Annotated in this window: 19 protein-coding genes; all 19 read right to left on the bottom strand. The window is 67.4% G+C overall.

Annotated elements, in window-relative coordinates; genetic code table 11:
* Window positions 1-13 precede the first annotated feature (13 nt).
* Window positions 14-3,190, bottom strand: a complete 3,177-nt coding sequence (gene ileS / locus MHY23_RS06610) for an isoleucine--tRNA ligase (protein ID WP_239306905.1) — start codon at window positions 3,188-3,190, stop codon at window positions 14-16.
* A 241-nt stretch (window positions 3,191-3,431) separates the two neighbouring features.
* Window positions 3,432-4,397 carry a DivIVA domain-containing protein gene (locus MHY23_RS06615; RefSeq protein ID WP_239306906.1) on the bottom strand — a complete coding sequence of 322 codons (966 nt, stop codon included), beginning with the start codon at window positions 4,395-4,397 and terminating at the stop codon, window positions 3,432-3,434.
* A gap of 126 nt (window positions 4,398-4,523) precedes the next feature.
* Window positions 4,524-4,835, bottom strand: a complete 312-nt coding sequence (locus MHY23_RS06620; RefSeq protein ID WP_239306907.1) for a YggT family protein — start codon at window positions 4,833-4,835, stop codon at window positions 4,524-4,526.
* Window positions 4,836-4,853: 18 nt separating this feature from the next.
* A complete protein-coding gene (locus MHY23_RS06625) occupies window positions 4,854-5,366 on the bottom strand; it encodes a cell division protein SepF (RefSeq protein WP_181888727.1) in 513 nt (170 codons plus the stop codon).
* 38 nt (window positions 5,367-5,404) lie between these two features.
* Window positions 5,405-6,103, bottom strand: a complete 699-nt coding sequence (locus MHY23_RS06630) for a YggS family pyridoxal phosphate-dependent enzyme (protein ID WP_239306908.1) — start codon at window positions 6,101-6,103, stop codon at window positions 5,405-5,407.
* Complete coding sequence (pgeF, locus tag MHY23_RS06635) at window positions 6,096-6,821, bottom strand: peptidoglycan editing factor PgeF (protein WP_239306909.1); 726 nt, start codon at window positions 6,819-6,821, stop codon at window positions 6,096-6,098. The genes MHY23_RS06630 and pgeF overlap by 8 nt, the downstream gene beginning before the upstream one ends.
* 14 nt (window positions 6,822-6,835) lie before the next feature.
* Window positions 6,836-8,020 (bottom strand): cell division protein FtsZ, encoded by a 1,185-nt coding sequence (ftsZ, locus tag MHY23_RS06640; protein ID WP_181888730.1) that lies wholly within the window; start codon window positions 8,018-8,020, stop codon window positions 6,836-6,838.
* Between the two features lie 133 nt (window positions 8,021-8,153).
* Window positions 8,154-8,801 carry a cell division protein FtsQ/DivIB gene (locus tag MHY23_RS06645; RefSeq protein WP_239306910.1) on the bottom strand — a complete coding sequence of 216 codons (648 nt, stop codon included), beginning with the start codon at window positions 8,799-8,801 and terminating at the stop codon, window positions 8,154-8,156.
* A 2-nt stretch (window positions 8,802-8,803) separates the two neighbouring features.
* Window positions 8,804-10,225, bottom strand: coding sequence for a UDP-N-acetylmuramate--L-alanine ligase (murC, locus tag MHY23_RS06650; protein ID WP_239306911.1), 1,422 nt, complete (start codon window positions 10,223-10,225; stop codon window positions 8,804-8,806).
* The gene (gene murG / locus MHY23_RS06655) at window positions 10,222-11,304 is read right to left on the bottom strand and encodes an undecaprenyldiphospho-muramoylpentapeptide beta-N-acetylglucosaminyltransferase (protein ID WP_239306912.1); all 1,083 of its coding nucleotides are present in this window, start codon (window positions 11,302-11,304) and stop codon (window positions 10,222-10,224) included. The genes murC and murG overlap by 4 nt, the downstream gene beginning before the upstream one ends.
* Window positions 11,305-11,311: 7 nt before the next feature.
* The gene (locus MHY23_RS06660) at window positions 11,312-12,712 is read right to left on the bottom strand and encodes an FtsW/RodA/SpoVE family cell cycle protein (RefSeq protein ID WP_239306913.1); all 1,401 of its coding nucleotides are present in this window, start codon (window positions 12,710-12,712) and stop codon (window positions 11,312-11,314) included.
* A gap of 51 nt (window positions 12,713-12,763) precedes the next feature.
* Entirely contained in the window at window positions 12,764-14,188 is a 1,425-nt protein-coding gene (murD, locus tag MHY23_RS06665) for a UDP-N-acetylmuramoyl-L-alanine--D-glutamate ligase (RefSeq protein ID WP_370645826.1), read from the bottom strand.
* A complete protein-coding gene (gene mraY / locus MHY23_RS06670) occupies window positions 14,164-15,264 on the bottom strand; it encodes a phospho-N-acetylmuramoyl-pentapeptide-transferase (protein ID WP_239306915.1) in 1,101 nt (366 codons plus the stop codon). The genes murD and mraY overlap by 25 nt, the downstream gene beginning before the upstream one ends.
* 36 nt (window positions 15,265-15,300) lie before the next feature.
* Window positions 15,301-16,821, bottom strand: a complete 1,521-nt coding sequence (gene murF, locus MHY23_RS06675) for a UDP-N-acetylmuramoyl-tripeptide--D-alanyl-D-alanine ligase (RefSeq protein ID WP_239306916.1) — start codon at window positions 16,819-16,821, stop codon at window positions 15,301-15,303.
* Window positions 16,818-18,302 carry a UDP-N-acetylmuramoyl-L-alanyl-D-glutamate--2,6-diaminopimelate ligase gene (locus MHY23_RS06680; RefSeq protein ID WP_239306917.1) on the bottom strand — a complete coding sequence of 495 codons (1,485 nt, stop codon included), beginning with the start codon at window positions 18,300-18,302 and terminating at the stop codon, window positions 16,818-16,820. Before MHY23_RS06680 ends, murF begins: the two co-directional genes overlap by 4 nt.
* Window positions 18,303-18,323: 21 nt before the next feature.
* Window positions 18,324-20,213 carry a penicillin-binding protein 2 gene (locus MHY23_RS06685; RefSeq protein ID WP_239306918.1) on the bottom strand — a complete coding sequence of 630 codons (1,890 nt, stop codon included), beginning with the start codon at window positions 20,211-20,213 and terminating at the stop codon, window positions 18,324-18,326.
* A 178-nt stretch (window positions 20,214-20,391) separates the two neighbouring features.
* Window positions 20,392-21,084 (bottom strand): hypothetical protein, encoded by a 693-nt coding sequence (locus tag MHY23_RS06690; RefSeq protein ID WP_239306919.1) that lies wholly within the window; start codon window positions 21,082-21,084, stop codon window positions 20,392-20,394.
* Complete coding sequence (gene rsmH, locus MHY23_RS06695; RefSeq protein ID WP_239306920.1) at window positions 21,051-22,121, bottom strand: 16S rRNA (cytosine(1402)-N(4))-methyltransferase RsmH; 1,071 nt, start codon at window positions 22,119-22,121, stop codon at window positions 21,051-21,053. Before rsmH ends, MHY23_RS06690 begins: the two co-directional genes overlap by 34 nt.
* A gap of 190 nt (window positions 22,122-22,311) precedes the next feature.
* Window positions 22,312-22,746, bottom strand: coding sequence for a division/cell wall cluster transcriptional repressor MraZ (gene mraZ, locus MHY23_RS06700; RefSeq protein ID WP_070475152.1), 435 nt, complete (start codon window positions 22,744-22,746; stop codon window positions 22,312-22,314).
* Between the last annotated feature and the right edge of the window lie 9 nt (window positions 22,747-22,755).

Below are 22,755 nucleotides of genomic sequence, written 5' to 3' on the forward strand. Positions count from 1 at the left end.
TCCCCAGTAGAACCTAGCCGTTCTTGCGAACGGTGGCGGTGACGCCGTCGACGATGTCGTGGCCCTCGACGGGCTCGGTGACCACGTCGAAGGACGTCGCCAGGGTCTCGGCGGCGATGTGGTCCGCGTGGGTGCGGGCCCACGCTTCCTTCTCAGCCGGCACGGCCAGCACCACGGCGATGCGGTCGGAGACCTCGAAGCCCTCGTGCTTGCGGGCGTCCTGCAGGCCGCGGATCACGTCTGCGGCCCAGCCCTCGGCCTCGAGTTCCTCGGTGACCTCGGTGTCCAGGACGACTAGGCCGACGGTGCCGTCGGCGTCGACACGCGCGGTACTGTCCGGATTCTCGGCCACCAGGCGCTCGGTGTAGAGCTCTGGGGTGAGCACAATGTCGCCGTCGACCACCACGTCGTCGCCTCGGCGCTCGTAGTTGCCGGCCTTGACGTTCTTGATGGCGCGCTGCACTTCCTTGCCCAGCGACGGGCCAGCCACCTTCGCGTTGACCACGACTTCGAAGGATCCGGCGGAGTCAACGTCGTCAGTCAAAACGACGTCCTTCACGTTCACCTCGTCGCGGATGGTGGAGCGGAACGGCTCAAGCTTGGCGGAATCCGGCAGCGCGACGGTGAGCTTCGGCAGCGGCAGGCGGTTGCGCAGCTTGTTCGCCTTTCGCACTGACGACGCCGCAGAGCAGACCGCGCGGGTCGCATCCATGGCGGCGACCAGGTCAGCGTCGGCCGGCAGCTCGGTCGCCTGCGGGTAATCCGTCAGGTGCACCGAACGGCCGCCGGTAAGCCCGCGCCAGATCACCTCGGAGACGTACGGAAGTAGCGGCGCCACCGCGCGGGAGACGACCTCGAGCACCGTGTAGAGGGTGTTGAACGCCTCCGGGTGCGCCTCCTGGCCCTCCCAAAAACGGTCGCGGGAGCGGCGCACGTACCAGTTGGTCAACGTGTCGGCGTAACGGCGCACCTCGTCGCAGGCGTCGGCGATGCGCGTGTCGTCCAGCGCCTCCCCCACTGCTGCGACCAGGTCGTGCGTCTTGGCTAGGATGTAGCGGTCGAGCACGTTATCCGAGTCCACGGACCACTGCGCGTCCTCCGAGGAGTACAGCTGCAGGAACGTGTAGGCATTCCAGATCGGCAGCAGCGCATGGCGCACTCCCTCGCGGATACCTTGCTCGGTGACGATCAGGTTACCGCCGCGCAGGATCGGCGAGGACATGAGGAACCAGCGCATGGCGTCGGAGCCGTCGCGGTCGAATACCTCCATGACATCCGGGTAGTTGCCCTTCGACTTGGACATCTTCAGACCATCGGAGCCCAGCACGATGCCGTGGGCGACAACCTTCTTGAACGCGACGCGGTCGAAAAGCGCGGTGGACATGACGTGCTGGAGGTAGAACCAGCCGCGCGTCTGGCCGGAGTACTCCACGATGAAGTCGGCCGGCTGGCGGGTCTCAAACTCTTCGCGGTTCTCAAACGGGTAGTGGTACTGCGCGAACGGCATGGAGCCGGACTCGAACCAGCAGTCCAGCACGTCCGGCACGCGGCGCATCATGGACTTGCCGGTAGGGTCGTCCGGGTTCGGTCGCACCAGCTCGTCGATGTGCGGGCGGTGCAGGGACTTCGGACGAGTGCCGAAGTCGCGCTCCAGCTCGTCCAGGGAACCGTAGACGTCCACGCGCGGGTACTCCGGGTTGTCGGAGACCCACGCCGGCACCGGCGAGCCCCAGTAGCGGGTGCGGGAGATGTTCCAGTCGCGCGCGCCCTCGAGCCACTTTCCAAACTGGCCGTCGCGGATGTGCGACGGGATCCACTCGATCTCCTGGTTCAGCTCCACCATCCGGTCGCGGAACTCGGTGACCTTCACAAACCAGGCCGGCAGCGCCATGTAGATCAGCGGTTCGCCGGAGCGCCAGGAGTGCGGGTAGGAGTGCACGATGGTCTGGTCGCGCAGCACGCGGCCCTTGGCGCGCAGGTCGCGGATGATGTCGCGGTTGGCGTCGAAGACCAGCTTGCCCTCGTACTCCGGCACCAGCGAGGTGAACTTGCCGTCGGCGTCGACGGGGATGACCAGGTCGATGCCGTACTCCTGGCAGGTGAGCATGTCGTCCTCACCGAAGGCGGGTGCCTGGTGGACGACGCCGGTGCCGTCCTCGGTGGTCACGTAGTCCGCGTTGAGGATCATAAACGCGTTGTCGTGGTCGCGGAAGTAGTCGAAGACCGGTTCGTATTCCAGGCCCTCCAGCTGCGCGCCGACGTAGGTGGCCACGACCTCGTACTCGCCGAGCTCCTTCGCGTAGGCGCCGAGCAGATTCGTCGCCAAGAGCAATTGCTTATCGACGAAACCTTCGGCCCCGTCCGCACCGACCTTAACCAACGAGTACTCCACCTCGGGGTGGACCGCGAGGGCCAAGTTGGACGGCAAGGTCCACGGGGTCGTGGTCCAGGCGATAGCGGAAGCGTCGTGAAGCTCAGGGTGCTCGGCCCAGGTCTTCTCCGCGGCGTAGCCTGCGCGCCCGCCTGTAAACGGCAGGGTCACGGTGACCGTGGGGTCCTGGCGGTCGCGGTAGGAGTCGTCCAGGCGGGTCTCCTGGTTGGACAGCGGAGTGTGCTCGGCCCAGGAGTACGGCAGGACGCGGAAGCCCTGGTAGATCAGGCCCTTGTCGTAGAGCTCCTTGAACGCCCACATGACGGACTCCATGTACTCCGGGTCCATGGTCTTGTAGCCGTTTTCGAAGTCCACCCAGCGAGCCTGGCGGGTGACGTAGTCCTCCCACTCGCCCGCGTAGTGCATGACGGACTTGGCGCAGTACTCGTTGAACTGCTCCAGGCCCATGTCCTCGATCTGGGCTTTGTCGGTGATGCCGAGCTGCTTCTCCGCCTCCAGCTCTGCGGGCAGGCCGTGGCAGTCCCAACCGAACACGCGCGGGACGTGGTAGCCGGACATGGTGCGGAAACGCGGCACGATGTCCTTGACGTAGCCGGTGAGCAGGTGGCCGTAGTGCGGCATGCCGTTTGCGAACGGCGGGCCGTCGTTGAACACGTACTCCTCGCAGCCCTCGCGCTGCTCCAGGGAGGCCTTGAACGTGCCGTCCGTGTTCCAGTAGTCGAGGACGACGCGCTCCATCTCCGGGAAACGGTCGCTGCCGCCGGTCATGTCAACCTTGGGGTAGACGTTGCCAACCATGACATCACTCCTTCAGCCGTGCAGGGACGCATTGCTGCGCGGTACCACCCTGCTTGGGGCGCGTGATGCGCCCCCACTTCGTTGCTGTGAAGGAAGTTACGTCTTCCGTGGTTGACGTCCGGGTCTAGTAAGCAAAAGCCGTTCTTCCGGAAACGCTCCCCGGTGATGGCCGGATCATAACGTGTTACGAGTAACGCCCAGCATCGTACAACGATGCTGGGCGTTTGTGAAGAGTCAGCTACTACTTCTCGTTCGGCGCGGTGGTGGAGCGCGACTCGAGCTCCTCCAGCTGGGACTCCAGCAGCGTCTTCAGACGCGTGCGGTACTCGCGCTCGAAGGTGCGCAGCTCGGCGATGCGGTTCTCCAGCGCGGTCTGCTGCTGCTTCACCGTGTTCATGATTTCGGTGTGCTTGCGCTCGGCGTCTGCCTTGAGCTTGTTCGCCTGCTCCTCCGCCTGGCGGATCTGCGCCTCAGCGCGGGAGTTGGCCTCGTTGGTGGTCTCCTCGGCCTTCTTCTGCGCGTCGGCGACCATCTGCTTGGAGCGAGTCTCCGCGTCCTGCAGCTGGGTGCGGGAGCGGGTCTGCGCGTCCTCCAGCTGCTTCTTGGACTTGGACTCGGCATCGGCGATCTCGCGCTCTACCGCGGCACGGGCGTCGGCGAGCATGGAGGACGCCTCCGCCTGCGCGTCGTTGGTCAGGCGGTCCGCCATCTCCTGCGCCAGGCCGAGCACCTTGGCTGCCTGCACGTGGGTGTCAGCGGAAACGTCGCTGCGGGCCGGCTGGGACGCGGCAGCGGCCGGAGCGGTAGCCTGCTTCGGAGCCTTCGCGGCCTCCTCGGCCTGCTTGCGGGCCTTTGCAGCCTCGTCCTTGGCGGAGCGGGCCTCAGCCTCAGCCTTCTCCTGCGCCTGCTTCGCGGAGCGCAGCTGCGCCTCGAAGTCGGCGCGGACCTTCTGCTCCACCTCGCGGCGGATAGCGGCCTCGTCGACCTTCTCGGTGTCCTCGGAACGCTTCACCGGGGCTGCAGTGACAGCGCCCTGGCCGCCCTCCTCCAGGCGGGAACGCAACTCGTCGTTCTCATCCTGCAGCTGTGCAAGCGTGTCCTCCACGAGGTCGAGGAACTGATCCACCTCGTCCTCGTTGTAGCCTCGCTTGCCAATCGGCGGCTTGCTGAAAGCGACATTGTGCACGTCTGCTGGTGTCAGCGGCATTTGCGTTCCCTTCGATAATCGTGTGAGTACTCGCTCGCGCGAAGCATTATCTGCTGAATTGTAACGGTTTCGTTCGACGAGTGTAGCCCAGCCTAGCCGTAAAGCCGGGCTAAAGCTCAAGTAAAGCTATCGCAGCGCCGGATTAATCAGCACGGCACCGACGAGCATCTGGATGAGCATGAGGATGAAAAACAGGACAATGACGCTCACGTCCAGGCCCACACCACTTCCGCCGAGCCTCAGAGGCGGAATGAGTTTGCGCAGCGCATTCACCGGCGGATCAGTCATCCGGAAGATGGGTTCGGCCACCATGATGAACCAGTGCGGCGGGTCGAACTGCTTGGAAAACGCCTGCACCATCTCAATGATGATGCGCACGATAACCAGCAGCGAGTACAGACCCACCAGGGCGTAGATGATTGCTCCAAAAAGTGCCACGGCGAATCACCCTACCGGCTAGCGCAAGCCGGCAGCACGCTTCAGGTCGTCCTTCTCCAGCTTCGCGTTCTCCGGAACGATGGCAAACAGGCGCTTGCGCGTGTCGACGCCACGGGACAGGTTGTGCATGCTGCCACGCAGCGCGAAGCACAGGCCGGCGGCGAAATCGACGATGCGCTTCGCGTCGGCGGTGTCCAGGTCGGTCAAGTCCATGACCACAGCGTCGCCGTCGCGGAACGGCTCGCCGATCTCCTTGGCGTCGTTGTAGTTGCGCGGCGCCGCGGTGACGATGTGCGTCGTGGAGCGGTAGCTGGGGCGGACGGTTTCACGGCCGTAGTCGCGCGCGGCGGGGCGGTCCATGCGCGAGGGGCGCTCGGCGCGCTCCACACGGTCTGCGCGGTCCGCGCGGTCGTAGGCGGTGGAACCGGCGGCGTTTGAGCTGTACTGCGGGTCGTCGTAGTAGGCGTCGTCCTCGGCGTTATCCACGGGGCCGAGGCCGAAAAAATCTTTAGCACTGTCGAAGAAGGACATGCGGGCGGCTCCTTTTATGGGGTGATTCGCGGTGGATTTCAGAGTACGGGCCGGGGCCCGAGGAGGGCTGTTCCGACACGCACGATATCGGATCCGCACTCGATCGCGTCGACGAAATCACCGCTCATACCTGCGGAAAGTCTCAAGTTGCGCTTGAGTTTCGCGGCGTAGTCGTCCGTCAACGAGCGCGCCTGGGCGAACACCTCGCGGGGCTGCGAATCCAACGGCGGCACAACCATGAATCCGGCCATTTCGAGGTGCTCGGATTCCTCCACCGCTGCCACGATCGCGGGAACGTCGTCGAGGTGTGCGCCGCCGCGGGCAGTGTCGCCGTCGTAAGACAGCTGCACCATGCACGGCAGGGTCTCGCCTGTGCGGTCGCCGCGCTCGAGCGCCAGCGCCATGCCGCGGTCCAGCCCGTGGGCCAGCTTCAGCGAGTCCAGCGAGTGCACCTCCGAGGCCCAGCGCGCCACCGAGTTTGCCTTCTTGGACTGGATCTGGCCGATCATGGCGATGCCGCAGCGCCCCTCAAGCGCCGCCGCCTTGTCGCGGGCCTCCTGTTCCCGGTTCTCCCCCACCAGCACAACGCCGAGCGATGCCAGCTCGATGATGCGCTCCACCGGGTGGAACTTCGTCACCGGCGAAAGTGCCACGCTGCCTTCTTCACGGCCGGCGGCGCGCTCCGCGTCGCGGATCTGTTGGCGGACAGTGTCGAGGTTTCGTGCGAGATCAGACATTTGGCATCCAAATTACGCCAGCCTGGCGCCCGGTCACACCTTCGCGGCGGTGGGAAAAGAAGTCCTTGTCGGTGATGGTGTCGCGCGGGTCCGCGTCGATGTGGGTCACCCCCAGGCTCATCAGCTGGCGCACCAGCCCGGCGCGCACGTCGATGCCGGGGGTGCCCTTCCTTGTGCGGGTGCGGGAACCGGGCAAATGCTTCTCGACGTCTAAAGCCATCCCCTCCGGGACCTCATACGACTCCCCGGCCGCGGCAGGCCCCAGCAGCACCTGGATGCGCGACGGCTCAGCGCCGAGGCCCACCATCGCCTCGACGGTGTTTTTCACGATCCCGTTGCGCGCGCCCATCCGCCCGGCGTGCGCCGCGCCGATGACGCCGGCGGTGTGGTCCGACAGCAGCACCGGGGTGCAATCAGCCACGAGCACGCACAGGGCCAGGTTCTTTTCTCTGGTGACGATGGCGTCGGTGGCTTCCACGGGGGTGGCCGAAGGTCCGTCGATAAGCGTGACTGTGTTGGTGTGCAGCTGCTCCATCCACACGAAGCGCTCCTCGGGCAGGCCAAGTATTTGCGCGAGCCGGGCGCGGTTCGCGGCGACATCGGCGGCGTCGTCGCCGACGTGGGTGCCCAGGTTGAACGAATCGTAGGGGGCAGCAGAAACCCCGCCCGCGCGGGAGGTGAACACCATGCGGACGGGGCGGGAGGAAAGATCTGGCATGCCTGCCAGCTTAACTAGCGCATGAAGTCCGGCACATCGACGTCATCGAAGCCGCCGTCGAAACCGCCGTCGCGGGGCTCGCGGGGCTCGCGCTCACGCTCGGTGAACAGGCCGCTGCGGGTGGACGGCTCGTAGCGGTGGCGCGGCTGGTACTCCTCCTTGGCCGGCTCGGCCTCCACGACCTTGGTGGAGGTCTGCTCCGGCTGCGCCTGCGGCGCTTCCTGCTCAGCGGGCTCGGCCGGGCGGGCGTTGGCCTTCTCGTCGAAGCCGGTGGCGATGATGGTCACGCGGACCTCGTCGCCCAGGTTGTCGTCGATGATCGTGCCGAAGATGATGTTGGCGTCCTCGTCGGCCTTCTCCTCGACGATGGAGGCCGCGTTGTTGACCTCCATCAGGCCCAGGTCGGAGCCGCCGGCGACGGAGATGAGCACGCCCTTGGCGCCCTCCATGGTGGTCTCCAGCAGCGGGGAGTTGATGGCCTGCTCGGTTGCCGTCATCACACGGTTGTCGCCGCGGGCGGAGCCGACGCCCATCAGGGCGGAGCCGGCGTCGGCCATGACGGAGCGCACGTCCGCGAAGTCGACGTTGATCATGCCCGGGATGGTGATGAGATTGGTGATGCCCTGGACACCGTTGTAGAGCACCTCGTCCGCCGCGCGGAAGGCTTCCATCATGGAAAGCTCAGCGTCGCCCAGCTGCAGCAGGCGGTCGTTCGGGATGACGATGACGGTGTCGCAGACTTCCTTGAGGTTCTCGATACCTTCAAGCGCCTGGCGGGTGCGGCGCTTGCCCTCGAAGGTGAACGGGCGGGTGACCACGCCGATGGTCAGCGCGCCCATCTTCTTGGCAATGCCGGCGACCACCGGGGCGGCGCCGGTGCCGGTGCCGCCGCCCTCGCCAGCGGTGACGAAGACCATGTCGGAGCCCTTCAGGGACTCCTCGATCTCCTGCTTGTGGTCTTCGGCGGAGGTGCGGCCAACCTCGGGGTTCGCGCCGGCGCCGAGACCGCGGGTGGCCTCGCGCCCGATGTCGAGCTTCGTGTCGGCATCCGTAAACAGCAGCGCCTGGGAGTCGGTGTTGATGGCAACGAACTCGACGCCCTTGAGGCCTTCCTCGATCATGCGGTTGACGGCGTTGACGCCGCCGCCGCCGACACCGACGACGCGGATCATGGCGAGGTAGTTGGCGGGAGAGGTCATGGTGGTGGTCTCGCCTTTCACAAGTTGGTTTTTGCAGTTGCCAACCATCTTGTGTGAAAGCGCGCGGATTTTTGTTTTCTGGTTCGGCGTGTCACAACCCTAAACCTGTACTTTAGGGTTGTGACCTGCGGTTTTAGCGCGAAGTGACCAGTTCCGGGTTGGAAATGTTGAATGTTTTTCCGTCCAACTGCAGCACCGTCTCAAGCGCGAGCGCCTTGTTGCGGTTGTCCTCCGATGCGCCCCACGTGACTGTCCTGTCGCCGTCCAGTTTGAGCACGAAGCTGTGGTCCCCGTCGCGCGTCAGCTCGCGGACCTGCGGGCGGGCCGGGTCCGTGATCGCGGAGGCGACCTCCACGGCCTTCGGGAGCTGGTCCTCGCTGATGCCGACGAGCTGCACCGCCCCCACCGGCGGCTGGGCAACCACGAAATCCTTGCCTTCGCTGTTGATGAGGTGCGGCTCGCCGCCCTGGTCGATCCAGGCCACCGGGGTGTGCTCGACCACCGTGACGTCCACCGCGTTCGGCCAGTTGCGCTTCACCGTCACCGTGTCCACCCACGGGTTGCCCGCCACCTTCTGGGCGGCCCCGCGCACGTCGACACGCCCCATCGGGGTGCCCGGCTGCACGCCGGACAACCCCTCGATTTCTTCCGCTGGCAGGTTCACTGCGCCTTCAACGTTGACGCTGTCCACCGGCATAGCCGGGGTGAACGGCAGCGCCGCCACAACCGCGAGCACAAGTGCGACGCAGCCGGCAACGATGGCGATCGCGCGGCGAGACATCTTTACGCCTCCTGCAGTGCGGCGAGGATCTCGTCCGCCAGCATGGTCACGCTGCCCGCGCCCATAGTGAGCACGAGGTCGCCCGGCTTCGCCACCGACGCCACGGTCGCAGGCGCCGCGGAGAAGTCCGGCTCCACACACACTGGCGCCGTCATCTTTTCGGCGATGATCCGGGAGGTCACGCCTTCCACCGGCGTTTCCCGAGCGCCGTAGATGTCCAGCAACACGCATTCGTCGCTAAGCGAAAGCGCTTCGGCGAACTCGCCGGCGAACTCCTGGGTGCGCGAGTACAGGTGCGGCTGGAAGCAGACGACAACGCGGGCGCCGTTGCCCTCGGCGGCGACCTTGTCGCGCGCGGCGGTGAGCACGGCGGCGACCTCCGTCGGGTGGTGGGCGTAGTCGTCGTAGACGCGGGTGCCGCCCACCTCTCCCTTGAACTCGAAGCGGCGGCGCACGCCGGTGAATTCGCTGAGCCCCTGGGCGAGTTTCGCCGGGGCGGCGCCCACGAGCACGCCGGACAGCAGCGCGGCCGCCGAGTTGAGCACCATGTGGCGGCCCGGGATCGCCAGCGTGTACATCACGTCGCCGGAGATCCGGTCGGTGCGCAGCTGCGCCTCCACCACGGTGCGCTCGCCCTCCTGGCGCTCGCCGGTGATCACCGCGGCCGCCGGGATCTTCGGGTGCCGGGCGGCGGCCTCGGCGGTGCCGTAGCCGGAGACGGTCAAGCCGCGCTCGAGGGCGCGCTCGCCGCAGGCGGCGGCGTTGTCGTCGTCGAGGCAGACCACCAGGTGCTTGGCAATGTCCGCGAATTCGTCGAACACCTGGAAGTACTTCTCGCGGGTGCCGTAAAAGTCAAGGTGGTCGGGCTCAATGTTGGTGATCACCGCGACGTCCGGCGAGTAGCGCAAAAACGAGGCGTCGGACTCGTCCGCCTCCGCCACGAACACGTCGCCGTGGCCGTGGTGCGCGTTGGTGCCGGCCCGGTTGAGCTGGCCGCCGATGGCGAACGAGGGGTCCTCCCCCGCCGCCTGCAGCGCCACCACCGCCATCGACGTCGTGGACGTCTTGCCGTGCGTGCCCGCGAGCAGCAGCTGGGTCGAGCCATCCATCAGCTCCGCGAGCAGGTCGGAGCGGCGCAGCAGCGGGATGCCCTCGCGCTTGGCGCGCACCAGCTCCGGGTTGTCCTGCGGAATGGCGGCGAAGCTGGTCACCACGGCGGTGGGCAGCTCACCGGACAGCTCCAGGTTGGCCTCGTCGTGGCCGAGTGCGACCTTGGCACCCTTGGCCTTCAGCGCGCGCACGGGGCGAGAATCCTTGGCGTCGGAGCCGGTCACAGTCGCGCCGCGGTCCAGCAGGATGTGCGCCACGCCGGACATGCCGGCCCCGCCGATGCCGATGAGGTGGACGCGGGAGAGATCTGTCATTTTGTGTCCTTTCCAGCAGCCGCGGCAATCCGCGCGGCCAAGTCCTCGGCGACGCTGCCCGCGCCCGAATCCTCGAGTGCTGCGCGCATTGTCGCGCGGGCGGCGGGTTCTTTCAGGGGCAGCAGCTTGTCGACGAGTACGTCGCCGCTCAGCGCCGCATCGTCGATACGCAGGGCCGCCCCAGCGTCGACGAGGTGGGCGGAATTGAGTCCCTGCTCGCCGTTGCCGTGCGGCAGCGGGATGTAGATGGCGGGGATGCCGGCGGCGGAGTTCTCCGCGACCGTCATCGCGCCGGAGCGGCACACCACCACGTCGGCGACGGCGTAGGCGGCCTCCATGTCGTCGATGTACGGCACGGCCGTGTAGTAGTCGTGCGCTGCCGGCGCGTCGTTCTTGCGGCCGTAGGCGTGCAGGATCTGGTACCCCGCGCCGGTAAGCCGTTCCACCGCGTCGGCCAACGCCGCGTTGATGCTCACCGCGCCCTGCGAGCCGCCGGTGACCAGGATGGTCGGCCGGTCTTCCTGCAGGTTCCACATGCGCAGGCCCCGCTCGCGCTTCGCGCCGTCCGGATCCACGCCCACGCCGGGGCGCACCGGCACGCCGACGACCTCGCCGTCCATGCCGGAGTTGGGCACCGCGTTCAACCCGGTGCCGCCGATTTTCACGCCCAACTTGTTGGCCATGCCCGCCAGGGCGTTGGTCTCCAGCACGAAAAACGGCAGGCCAAGCTGCTTCGCGGCCAGGTACGCCGGGCCGGAGACGTATCCGCCGGTGCCGAAGACGGCGGAAGCGCCGCAGCGCTTCATCGCCTGCTTAGCCTGGCGCACGCTGCGCGCCAGCTTGAACGGCACGGACGCGAGCTTCCACGGCTTCTTGCGCGGGATCGGCACGGGGTCGATCAGAGAAAGCTCGAAGCCGCGGGCAGGCACGATGGTGGTTTCCAGGCCTCGTTCAGTACCGAGGGCGACCACGTTGGCCCCGTAGGCGTCGCGAAGCACCTCCGCGACTGCGAGTGCGGGCTCGATGTGGCCCGCGGTGCCGCCGCCTGCGATGACGACGCTGAAGGTTTCGGTAGTCATAACTCTCCTAACGGCGCGGCGTCCGGCGGTGCGGCTGCCCATGGTAGGCCGCGGCGACCGGCTGGGTCACCGGCGTGCCGTAGCGCTCGCGGCGCGGCGCGGCGGACGGCGCCGGGCGGCGCTGCTTGAGCGCGCGGGGCTCGCCGATGAAGAACATGCGGTCGAACAGGGGGCGGCCGTAGTTCTGCATGGAAGAAATCGCGTCCGGCTCGTGGCGCGCCACCGAGGCCAGCACACCCATCGCGCCGAGGGTGAACACGGCCGAGGAGCCGCCGGCGGACAACATGGGCAGCTGGATGCCGGTCACCGGCAGCAGGCCCACCACGTAGGCCATGTTGATGAAAGCCTGGGAGACCACCGTGGCGGTCAGGGACGCAGCCATGAGCGTCTGGTACTGCGTCTGCGCGCGCAGCGCGGTGCGCATGCCGAAGAAGCCCAGCAGCGCGAACAGGGTGATGACCAGCGCGCCGCCCCACAGACCGAGCTCCTCGCCGATGACGGCGAAGATGAAGTCGTTGCGCGCCTCCGGCAGGTAGAACCACTTCGCGCGGGACTGGCCCAGGCCCACGCCGAAAATGTGGCCGTCCGCCAGTGAGAGGAAGCCCTGGTGGGACTGGAACGCGATGCCCTGCGTATCATCGAAGTGGCCGCGCAACGCGTCGAAGTAGACGTGGAAGCGGTCAGAGCGGAAGCTGCCGGAGAGGAAGATCACCACCAGGGCCACCAGGCCCGAGGCCACGACGACGCCCACGGCCTTCAGGGACACGCCGGCAAAGAGCAGGATGAACGCCACCACGACGGCGAGCGACAGCGCCATGCCCATGTCTCCCTGCATGGCGATCAGCCCGACGCAGATGATGGAAACGGTGAGGAACGCGGCAAACCCGTTGTTCGGGGTGCTCAGGCGGCGCGGGTCCTTGTTGGCCAGGATCTTCGCGCCCCACATGGCGATGGCCACGCGGGCGAACTCGGAGGGCTGCAGGCGAAGCGGGCCGGCCACCAGCCAGGACTGCGAGCCCACCTCTGCGCGGCCAGTGCCCAGCGGCGTGAGCACGGCGATCAGCAGCAGGACCGCAATGATCATCAGCCAGTTGCTCAGGCCCCGCAGCCGCTCCGGCGGGGTCTTCAGCGCCGCCCAGAACGCGATGAGGCCGAGCACGACCATCACGAACTGGCGCGCCGCCAGCGACCACACGCTCGCGCTCGCGGCGAACGAGGTCGCCATTGACGAGCTCATCACCATGACCACGCCGAGACCGGCGAGGAAGAGCACGATGCTGCGGATCATGGTGTAGTCGATAAGCGGCCGGGAATCGAGCGCATCCCGGATGCGCCTGACGCCTGCGCTGAGCTTCGATGGGGCGTCCGGCCGTGGTGCGCGTTGCCGGGGTGCGCGTTGAACCGTCATGCTGCCCTTTCGATTGGAACCGCGGAAGAAAACCTCAACCTTGAGTTGAGCTTACTTGTTGTGCGGGTCCCAGTGTCGCATTGCGGCAGCCGCGAATGCGTCGCCACGCGCAGACATACCGGAAAACATGTCCAAGCTCGCGGCGGCCGGCGCCAAAAGCACGGTGTCCCCCGGCTGCGCCTGCGTGGCCGCCCACGCGACGACCTCGTCCATCGCCTGCTCCGGGTCCTGCGCATCGGAGACGAACACGGGCACCTCCGGCACGACCTGCTCGAGCGAGGTGCGGATCAGCTCCCGGTCCACGCCCAGAAGCGCCACCGCGCGGAACTGCGTGGCGTGCGCCTTGACCACGGCGTCCACGGACGCGCCCTTGAGCTGCCCGCCGGCGACCCACACCACGGTGCCGGCGCCGGTGAGCGCCGAATCCGCCGCGTGCGGGTTGGTGGCCTTGGAGTTGTCCACCCAGTCCACCCCGCCGCCGGAGTGCACGACCGCACCGCGATGGCCCTCCACCTGGTACACGTCCAGCGCGCGCTGGATGTGCTCAGGGCTGGCACCTTGGGTCAGCGCCACCGCCGTGGCGGCCAGCGCGTCTAGGACACCTGCGGCACCAGCGGGCTCGATGCCGTCGGCTGATGCGACATCCACCGTTGTTCCGCCAAGCTTTGCGACGATGCGTCCGCCCGCCACACCAACCTGGCCGTCCGACGGCTCGCCGAGCGTGAACCCGACGATATCGTCGCGCCCCGTGGCGGCGGCTATCCGCGCGACCTCGGTGTCGTCGATGCCTGCGACCGCCACCGGCGCCTTGAGCACCTTCGCCTTGGCCGCGGCGTAGTCGGCGAAGCTGCCGTGCCAGTCGATGTGGTCGTCGGCCAGGTTCAACAGCACGCCCGCATCGGGCACGAGCTGGGAGGACCAGTGGAGCTGGAAGCTGGACAGTTCAGCCACCAGCACGTCCAAACGCTCCGGCGCGAGCATCGCCTCCCCCACCGCGACGCCGATGTTGCCGCACGCGCCCGCGCGCAGGCCGGTGTCTTTGCCGGCCTCGATCATCATCTGTGCGAGCATGCCGGTGGTGGTGGTTTTGCCGTTCGTGCCGGTGACCACCAACCAGGTGCGGCGGTCGCCGAACACGCCGGCGCGGTCCAGGCGGAAGCACAGTTCCACATCGCCGATGACATCGATGCCAGCGGATGCGGCGTCGACAAGCAAAGGCGTATCCGGCCGCCAGCCGGGCGAGGTGACCACGAGGCCGACCTCGCCGAAGCGGGCGCGGGCCTCGTCGCCGGTGCAGGCGTCGTAGCCGGACGCTGCGGCGCGGGCGCGGCCGGCCTCGCTGTCGTCGACGACGGTGAAGCGGGCGCCGGCGCGCTCAAGCAGCTGCGCCGCCCCGAGCCCCGACACTCCGGCGCCGGCAACCAGGGTGTACTCCGGCAGGATTGCGTGCGTCACAGGTTCGCCCCGTTCAGCCATTCGCCGTAGAACACAGCCAGGCCGAGCATGAACGCCATGGCGGAGATGATCCAGAACCGCACCACGACGGTGGTCTCGTGCCAGCCGCCGTTTTCAAAGTGGTGGTGGAACGGCGCCATGCGGAACACGCGCTTGCCGGTGGACTTGAACGACGCCACCTGGATGACCACCGACGCGGCCTCGAGCACGAACAAGGCGCCGATGATGATCATCAAAAGCTCCGTGCGCGAACCCACGGACAGGCCAGCCACCAGGCCGCCGAGTGCGAGCGAGCCGGTGTCGCCCATAAAGATCTTCGCAGGTGCTGCGTTCCACCAGAGGAAGCCCACGCAGGCGCCGAAGCCGGCGGAGGCCAGGATGGCCAGGTCCAGCGGGTCGCGGACGCTGTAGCAGCCAGCGGCGGCCACGGCGTCGCAGGAGTTGCGGAACTGCCAGAAGGTGATGCCGACGTACGCGGCCATCACCAGGGCGGTGGTGCCGGAGGCGAGCCCGTCCAGCCCGTCGGTGAGGTTCACCGCGTTCGACCACGCGGCCAGCAGGATGTAGATGAAGATGAGGAAGAACACCGTGCCGATGGTCCCCCCGCCGAACGTCAGGTCGATCGTTTCGATGTCGCGCACGAAGCTTAAAAACTGCGAGCCCGGGGTCAGTCCGTTGTCGTCCGGGAAGCGCAGGATGAGCACGCCGAAGATCAGCGAGATGGCCAGCTGCGCCACCAGTTTCGCGGTCTTGTTCAGGCCCAGGTTGCGCTGCATGAACAGCTTGATGCCGTCGTCCGCGAAACCGACCAGGCCCAGGGACAGGGTGAGAAACAGCACGATCAGGCCGGTGGCGGTAAACGCCGTGTGGCCCGTGACCAGGGCGACGAGGCTGCCGCCGAGGTAGCCCATGGTGATGCCGGCGAGGATGGCGATGCCGCCCATCGTCGGGGTGCCGCGTTTGCGGGCGTGGGACGCCGGACCATCCTCGCGGATCTCCTGGCCCATGGCACGCCGGTTGAAGTACCGGATGAGCGCAGGGGTGAGGAAGATCGAAACCAAAAAGCTGATGATTCCGGCGCAGATAACTTGAACCATGGAAGTTGTACCTTGCTATTTCTCTACGTCGAGTGTCTACCTAAGCGTATGCCCTTGCAGGAGCGCTTCCGCCACCACCCACAGCCGGGCGGCGTTGGAGGCCTTGACCAGCACAACATCCCGGTCGCCGCGCTCGCGCCAATTGTCCTCCCCCGCCGGCGCAGACGCCAGCAGCTCGCGCACGGCCTGCGCGGCCTCGTCGGTGTCGGCGACGGCGGTGGTGCGGATGCCTTGGTCCTCGGCGCGCTGGGTCAGCGCAGCCATTGCGGCGGACTTGCCGACGGCCACAAGGTGCGTCACGCGGTAGCGCGCCAGCTCGTCCGCGAGCAGTGCGTGCTCCTGTTCGGCGCCGGCGCCGAGCTCGCTCATCTCGCCGAGCACCGCCACCGAGCGCACGCCCGGGCGGGCGGCGGCGGTGTAGCCCAGCGCCGCGATGGCCGCGCGCATGGATTCGGGGTTGGCATTGTAGGCGTCGTTGATCACTGTCACGCCGTCGGCGCGCGTGTTCACGTCCATGCGGTTGACGGACACGGAGCTCGCGGCGGACAGCGCCTCGGCCACGGTGGCCGCATCCATGCCCAGCTCCGTGCCCACGGCCGCCGCGGCCAGCGCGTTACCCACCTGGTGCGCGCCGAACACGCCAAGCGTGACTCGCTGCGGCTCGCCGTTCGGGGTGTGCATGGTGAAAGAGGCGCGCGCCACCGCGTCGAGCTCAACGTCCGTGGCGTAGTAGTCCGCGGACGTGTTGCCCGATTCGGAGAAGGTGACCACGCACGCGTTCGTGCGCGGAGCCATGCCCGCGACGAGCTCGTCGTCCGCGTTGAGCACGGCGACGCCGCTTTGCGGCAGCGCCTCCACTAGCTCGCCCTTGGCCTTGGCGATGTTTTCGCGGGAGCCGAATTCGCCGATGTGCGCGGAGCCGACGTTGAGCACCACGCCGATTGTCGGCGGCGCGATCGCGGCCAGGTGCGCGATGTGGCCGATGCCGCGCGCGGACATCTCCGCGACCAAAAAGTCTGTGTCTTCGGTGCAGCGCAGCACCGTGTACGGGTGGCCGATCTCGTTGTTGAAGCTGCCCGGGGGCGCCACCGTCTCGCCGGCACGCGAGAGCACTGCGGCAATGAGGTCCTTCGTGGAAGTCTTGCCGGCAGAGCCCGTCACGCCCACGATGGTCAGCCCGTGTGCGGCCGTCAGCTCGCGCGCGACGGCGGAGGCGAGCTTGGACATGCCGTCCACCACGCCCGCCGCGGAGCCGTCAGGGTCGTTCGCGGCCAGGTCGGAGTTGTCGCCTTCGCGGGGCGGAAGCTTCTCGACGATCACCGCTGGCCGGCCTACCTCACGCGTGGTCAGCGACGCGGCAGCGCCTGCTTCGGCGGCCTTGTCCACGAAGTCGTGCCCGTCTACGCGCGAACCTGGGAAGGCGACGAAGAGCCCGCCGGGGCCGATCTTGCGGGAATCGAACTCCACGAACCCGGTCACGTGCGTGTCCGGGTCGGCGTCGGGGCTCAGGCGCCCGCCGGTGATCTCGGCGATGCGCGCCAGCGTCATGTCGATCATGCTCGAGATTGCCTTTCTGTGATTGCCCTGCGCATCTCTTCGCGGTCGTCGAAGTGCAGCTTCTGCGTGCCCACGAGCTGGCCGACCTCGTGGCCTTTGCCCACCACGATCACGGCGTCGCCGGGGCGCGCCCACTCGACGAGCGCGTCGATGGCTTTGCCGCGGGAGCCGACCTCGACGATCTCGGCGCCGGTGCCGGCCTCCCGCGCGCCCGCGAGCACCGCGGCGCGGATGGCGGCGGGGTCCTCGGTGCGCGGGTTGTCGTCGGTGACCACCACGAAGTCCGCGCCCTTGGCGGCCTCGGCGCCCATCAGCGGGCGTTTGGAGGAATCGCGGTCGCCGCCCGCGCCGACGGCCACGCCGATGCGGCCTTCCACCTGGCCGCGCAGCGTGGCCAGCACCGCGCCGATGGCGGCCGGCTTGTGGGCGTAGTCCACGACGGCGACAAAGGGCTGGCCTTCGTCGATACGCTCCATGCGCCCCGGCACCGCCGCTTGCTCAAGCCCGCGCAAAAACGGCGCGAGCTCCACGCCCGCGGTCTGCGCGATGGCCGCAGCGAGGGCGGCGTTGGCCACGTTGAACGCGCCCGGCATGGGCAGGGTGAACTCGTAAGTGTCGTCGGCGGTGAGCTGGATGCGTTGGGAGCCCTGGTCGTCGATACGCACGAGCTGCGCGGTCACATCGGCGTCGCCCGTGGTGGCGACGGTGACCGGCGCCTCGGCAAGTTCGGCCATGCGCTGGCCCCACTCGTCGTCGACGCAGATGACGCTGCGCGCGGCGTGCTGCTCGCTCGCTGGGTCGAAAAACGACGCCTTGGCCTGGAAATAATCCTCCATGGTCGGGTGGAAATCCAGGTGGTCCTGGGAAAGGTTCGTAAACGCGGCGACGTCGAAGTCCGCGCCGGTGACGCGCCCGAGCATCAGGGCGTGCGAGGAGACCTCCATGACCACGTGCGTCACGCCCTCGTCGCGCATCTGCGCGAACAACCGCTGCAACATCGGCGCTTCGGGCGTGGTCAGCTCCGTGGCCACGTCGCGGCCCATGATTTTCGTGCCGGTGGTGCCGATCAGCCCCACCTTGCAGCCGGCAGCGGTCAGGCCCTTTTCCAGCATGTAGGTGGTGGTGGTTTTGCCGGAGGTGCCGGTCACGCCAAGAAGCGTGAAGCTTTGCGACGGGTGCCCGTACACCTCAGCCGCCACATAGCCCAAGATTGCCCGCACGTCCTCAACCACCAGCACCGGGCGGCGGTCGGCAGTCTGCTGGATGATCGCCAGGCCGGCTTCGTCCGTAAGTATGGCGCCAGCGGCGGAGTCGAACGCGTAGGTCGCGCCGTGCACCCGGGTGCCGGGCAGCGCGGCGAACAGGCCGCCGGGCTCGACGTTTTGCGAATCCAGGCCGACGAAGGTCACCGGCGCATCCGCGCTCGGCGGGTTGACGATTCGCGCGCCAGCGATGTCGGCGAGCTGCTGCAAGCTTGTCATTTGTCAGACCTCCATCTGTTTCTACTGGCCCTGCAACGGGTACGGCTCTGCAGGCGGGCTCAGCGGCACGTTCTCACGGTTGAGCAGCCAACCAGAAATCTGCTTGAAAATCGGGGCCGCGGACTGCCCGCCGTTGCCGCCCTCAAGCACGCCACGCTGCGGCTCGTCCAGCATGACGGCGACGACGAAGCGCGGGTCGTCCGCGGGCGCGACGCCGGCGAAGGTGATCCAGTAGGCGCTGTTGGAGTACGCGCCGGTATCCGGGTTGACCTTCTGGGCCGTGCCGGTCTTGCCGGAGAACTGGTAGCCCTCCAGGTTGTTGCCCTGGGCCGTGCCGTTGTTGACGCCGGCCGGGTCCTCCTGGAACGCGGCGCGGAACATGTCCAGCGTGGTGCGCGCGGCCTCCTCGCTGATCACGCGGGTGCGCTGCGGCTCCTCCTGCGCGATCTCCTCCCCATCGGGGCCGGTAATCTTATGGATGATCCGCGGCTGGATCCGCTCGCCCTCATTCGCGATGGTCTGGAACACCCCGGCCATCTGCAGCGTGGTCCAGCTCATGCCCTGACCGATGGGCAGGTTGGCAAACGTGCCGCCGGACCACTGCTCCAACACCGGCAGCAGACCGGCGGACTCGTTGGGCAGCTCGATGCCGGTGCCCTGGCCGATGCCGAAACGGTTCAGGTAATCCCAGAACCGCTCCTCCCCCAGACGCTGCGCGAGTTGGAGTGTGCCCACGTTGGAGGACTTACCGAAGATGCCGGCGGTGGTGTACGGCAGCACGCCGTGCTCCCACGCGTCGCGCACCGTGACGCCCGCCATGTCGATGGACCCCGGGACTTGGTGCACCTCGAACGGGTCCGTCAGCCCCTGATCAATCGCCGCGGCGGCGGTGATCACCTTGGCTACTGAGCCGGGCTCAAAGGGGTGCGACACGCTCGGGTTTTCGAAGTCTTTGCCCTGCTTCACCTGCTGCTCGACGTTGCCGTTCGGGTTGATCGTGTCGGTGTTGGCCATGGCAAGCACTTCGCCCGTGTGGGCGTCCAACACCACGGCCTGGGCCTGCTTGGCCAGCGAGTTGGCCTTTGCCTGCTCAAGGGTTTGCTGGACGTAGGTCTGCAGATCCAGGTCGATGGTCAGCTCGATCTGGGCGCCGCCGACGGACGGAACGACGTCGCGAAGCGAGCCCGGAATGGACTGGCCGTTCGCGGAAACGTCCTCGGTGGAGCGGCCGTCGATGCCCGTGAGATCCGCGTCGCGGGAAGCTTCCATGCCGAACTGGCCCTGGCCGTCCATGGACACCTTGCCGATGATGTTCTCGCCGACCGCGCCGTTCGGGTACTGGCGGATGTCCTGGTGGTCCGCCGCGATGCCGTGGAACGCATCCGCGACGGTGGCGGCCACATCCGGATCGACGTTGCGCACCAGCACCTCATAACTGGTGTCGGCGTGCAGCTTGTCCAGGATCTCCTTGGCGCTGACCTGTCCGACCTTGGTGGTCGGCTCGCCGGTGGCGGTATTCGCTGGCGCGTCGCGCACCACTTCCCCGTCGCCGATCATCCCCGGGATCTCGTTGGCCATCGTGCGCAGCTTGTCCTCCACGCGGGCATCGACCTGGGCGGCGATGTCCTCCGGGGACATGCCGTCCACACGCATCTCAAGTTCCTGCTGTTCCTTGAGCTCCTTGCGCAGCTGCACCGGAGACACCGTCAAAGAGCGCGCCTGCATGGTGTATGCCATCTTGTTGCCGTCGCGGTCCACGATCTCGCCGCGGCGCGCGCGGTCCACATAGGTGCGGCTGCGTTGATCGTTGGCCTGCTCGCGCAGTTCGTCGCCGATGATCACCTGCACCCAAAACAGGCGTCCAATAAGCAAGGCCGCCACCGCCAAGAAAGCGATAGCAAGCCAATACACGCGCGTACCCGTGATCTGCTTTTGGGAAGCCGGCGCTGGCTTCTCTGGCCTTACCTGCGCGTTAGCGTGAGTGCGTGGCACTGCTCACCTCCCATATCCACTGGCTGGTACCCGCCGTTTTGTCGACAACCATCATGCCCCGCCCCCGGGCAGATACCTAGGTGCGCCACGCCCTCCGCTACGGCCGGGCCGCAACGTTGGCCTGGTACGGCGCCAAATTGTCAAGGCGCGGAGCGTTCGCGGCGCGTCCCGGACGCTGAGTCAGAGCGTCTTCCAGCTCCTTCGTCGCGCGGTTGTCCGACGAGGCGCGGGAGGTGGGGCTTCCCTCTCCGTTGACATCCACCAGCTTGGTGGCCGACTCCGGGTTGTAGGGGCGCTGTTCCTCAGCGTGGCCCTCCTCATTGACTGCGACCACACCCGGCTCGCCGGCAAGGACCATGCCCATCGAGTCCGCCCGCTGCGCGAGCGCCGCCGAGGAACGGCGGTCCTCCAAGTCGCGGTTGAGGGACTCGACCTCGTTGGACAACTCCTGCTCACGCGCCTGCAGCTTCTGGATCGCAAACGTCTGCGTAGTTGCGATGCCGGACAAGATCATTGCCGCGGCGATGCCAACCACCAGCAGCGGCAACGCAATCTGGGATAGCGAGGAAAACTTGGAACGCGCCTTCGTGGTGGCCACGCGGCGCCCGCGGACGGACACCACCTGATTCGACCCCAGGCGGCCCCGGGACTTCGGGTGCTCCACGTGCGGCTTCACGCCCGGCATGGTGCGCATGCGGTTGGCCGGGTGCTCAGTGCGGCGCGGGGTGCGGCCCTGTGTGCGGCTCTGGTTACGGGTCAGCGTTGCCGATCTCGTTGCTCGTGCGGCCATGGTGTCCGTCCTTTGTCGGGCTTAGTGGGGGTGGGCTGGGAGGGGCTGAGTTTTTCAATGCAACGCACCCTCACGGGTGCGGCGCGGGGATTGCGTTCGATCTCCTCCGCCGGTGCTTTCTCCGCGCCGCGGGTGACGGTGCGGAACTCCGGCTCGGTGCCCGGCAAGTCCATCGGCAGGCCAACCGGGGTCTTGGAGGTGGTGAGCTCGTTGAACGCGGCTTTGACGATCTTGTCTTCCAGGGACTGGTAGCTCATGAACACCGCGCGCCCGCCGACACCGAGCAGGTCGGTGATCACGGGCACGACGTTTTCCACCGCCTCGAGCTCGCGGTTGACCTCGATGCGCAGCGCCTGGAACGTGCGCTTCGCGGGGTGCCCGCCGGTGCGGCGGGTCGCCGCCGGGATGGTGGCGTAGAGCAGCTCCACCAGACGCGCGGCGCGGTCGAAGGGCTCGCGCTCGCGCTCCGCAATCACGGCGGAGGCGATCTTGCCGGCGAAACGCTCGTCGCCGTAGGTCTTCAAAATCCGGGCCAGGTCGCCGTGGCTGTAGGTGTTGAGCACCTCGGCCGCGGTGATGCCTTGGGTCTGATCCATGCGCATGTCCAGCGGGGCGTCGCCCCGGTAGGAAAAGCCGCGCTCTTCCTGGTCCAGCTGCATGGACGACACGCCGAGGTCGAACAGCGCGCCCGCGATGCCGTGCTCGCGGGCCGTGTCGAAGATGTCGCCGGCGTTGTCCGCCACCGCCTCGTCGATGTGGTCGAAGCGGCACTGCACCGCGGTGAAGCGGTCGCCGAAAGGCGCCAAGCGTTCCGACGCCTGACGCAGCGCGTTCGGGTCCCGGTCCACGCCGATCACGCGTGCGTTGGGAAAGACGTTGAGGAAGTGCTCTGTGTGGCCGCCGGCGCCGAGCGTGCCGTCGATAAGCACCGCATTTGCCCCGAACTTTTCGACGCTGGGCGCGAGCAGTTCAGCCATGCGGTCGCGCATGACGGGGACGTGACCGTGCGGGTCGTCAGCGAGCGTGAAGTTCGCCATGCCATGCCCTCCGTGTCCCTTTAGTGTCCCAAGCTCGTGCGGTGTGTCAGCGATGTCAGCGCGGGGAGCGCATAGAGCCCTGCCCGGGGCGGCTGTTCTGATGTCGGGGAAGTACACCAGAACGCTTCACGCCCCGGACAGAGTCCGTACACGCTCTCCGTAGTCGATGCCTGCTGCCGGGTAGTCAGCCCTACAGCAGACCGGAGAGAATGTCGTCGTCATCCGCCGCGGAGAACGCGGCTTCAGTCTCTTCTTGATACTTATTCCAGGACTCGAGGTCCCAGATCTCGAGAAAATCCACCGACCCGATGACCACGCACTCCTTGGAAAGGCTTGCGTACTCCCGGTGCGCCGGGGACAGGGTGATTCGCCCAGACCCGTCGAGCGTTTGCTCATCCGCGCTGGCAGCCAGGTTGCGGATAAACGCGCGCGCCTTGGGGTTTGTGCGGGATGCCGCTGCGGCCTTGCGGGCGCGGGCGGCAAACTCGTCGCGCGGGTACACCGCAAGCGAGTGGTCCTGCCCCTTGGTCACCATCAACCCGTCCGCAAGATCCTCACGGAACTTCGCGGGGAGCGTCAGGCGACCTTTGTCGTCGAGCTTGGGAGTGTAGGTTCCCAGAAACATCCGGCGACC

It is taken from the genome of Corynebacterium sp. ACRQP, assembly GCF_022345915.1.
Lineage (GTDB): Bacteria > Actinomycetota > Actinomycetes > Mycobacteriales > Mycobacteriaceae > Corynebacterium > Corynebacterium lehmanniae.